General features: G+C 69.2%; 2 protein-coding genes. Both read left to right on the top strand.

The window, feature by feature from the left end; all coding sequences use genetic code 11:
• A partial coding sequence (locus U9978_RS12330) for an acyl-ACP desaturase (protein WP_322761243.1) occupies positions 1 to 303 on the top strand: 303 nt, incomplete at its 5' end.
• A 310-nt stretch (positions 304 to 613) separates the two neighbouring features.
• Positions 614 to 1,633 carry a phosphogluconate dehydrogenase (NAD(+)-dependent, decarboxylating) gene (gene gnd, locus U9978_RS12325; protein ID WP_322761242.1) on the top strand — a complete coding sequence of 340 codons (1,020 nt, stop codon included), beginning with the start codon at positions 614 to 616 and terminating at the stop codon, positions 1,631 to 1,633.
• The last annotated feature ends 12 nt before the right edge of the window (positions 1,634 to 1,645 follow it).

The raw sequence follows: 1,645 nt of genomic DNA, 5'->3' as shown, positions 1-1,645 counted from the left end.
TCCGCGACGGTCCAGGCCATCGCCGAGGAGATCATGACGTTCCAGATGCCCGGGACGGGTATCGACGACTTCGATCGCAAGGCCAAGCAGATCGCTCGGGCCGGGATCTACGACCTTCGCATCCACCACGACGAGGTCGTCACGCCACTCCTGCGGCACTGGAAGTTCTTCGACCTCGACGGCCTCGACGCCCAGGCCGAACAGGCCCGCACAAACGTTGCACAGTACCTCGAGGCTGTCGACGGTCTCGCCAGGAAGTACGAGGAGAAGCGCGCGAACGCGCTCGCCGCCGTCCCGGCCTAAACCAGCTGCGCCGCCGACCGGCCACGGAGTGCAGGCCGCGCCCAGCAGGCCGCAGACCGCGCCCAGCAGGCCGCAGACCGCCGGTCACCGATGTGTCGCGTGACCGGCGTCCCGGCGTCCCGGCGTCCCGGCGCCGCGGGCCGTGTGGCATAACGATCAGCAGGAGTCGCCTGCGGTGTGGTGCCGTGGCCGGTGGGCCGCGAGACAATGACGTAGGACCTGCCGGCCCGCCACGGCACCACCCGCCACGGCACGGCACGGCAGCGCCCACCACTGCACCCGCCTCAGCCCAACAACTACGGGAGACCTCGTGCAGCTCGGGATGATCGGTCTTGGCCGGATGGGCGCCAACCTGGTGCGTCGCCTCATGCTCGACGGGCACGACTGCGTCGTCTACGACGTCAACCCCGCGGCAGTGGATCAGCTGGAGGCCGAGGGCGCGACCGGCGCCAGGACGCTCGCGGAGTTCGCGGCGGCGCTGACCGTCCCCCGCGCCGCCTGGGTGATGGTCCCCGCCGGGATCACCGGCGAGACCGTGTTCGCGCTCGCCGAGCACTTCGACGCTGACGACATCATCATCGACGGTGGGAACTCCTACTACCGCGACGATGTGGACCGGGCTGCCGAGCTCGCCGGCCGGCGCATCCACTACGTCGACGTCGGCACGTCCGGTGGGGTCTTCGGGCTGGAACGCGGCTTCTGTCTGATGATCGGGGGCGAGCGTGACGTTGTGACACGTCTCGAGCCGCTGTTCACCACGATCGCCCCGGGGCTGGCGACGGCACCGCGTACGCCGGGTCGCACCGGTGAGCCGAGCCAGGCCGAAAAGGGCTACCTACACTGCGGGCCGAACGGAGCCGGACACTTCGTGAAGATGGTCCACAATGGCATCGAGTACGGGATGATGGCAGCCTTCGCCGAGGGGATGGCCATCCTCAGCAAGGCCGGCATCGGCCGGGAGCATGCCGGTGACCACGACGCCGAGACCACTCCGTTGGCGCACCCTGAGTACTACCAGTACGACCTCGACATCGCGGAGGTGGCCGAAGTCTGGCGCCGGGGCAGCGTGGTCAGCTCCTGGCTGCTGGACCTGACAGCGGCGGCGCTCGTCGAGGACCCGAAACTGGAGTCGTTCAGCGGCCGGGTGTCCGACTCAGGCGAGGGTCGCTGGACGGTACTCGCCGCGGTCGAGGAGGGTGTGCCCGCCCATGTGCTCACCACCTCGCTGTACGAGCGGTTCGCCTCCCGCGGCGAGGCCATGTACGCGGACAAACTGCTCTCGGCGATGCGCAAGCAGTTCGGCGGCCACACGGAGAAACCGATCGGCTGACGCGTATGTGCT

This window comes from Protofrankia sp. Cr2, from assembly GCF_963555885.1.
GTDB lineage: Bacteria > Actinomycetota > Actinomycetes > Frankiales > Frankiaceae > Protofrankia.
This window is presented reverse-complemented; position numbering and strand designations above follow the sequence as displayed.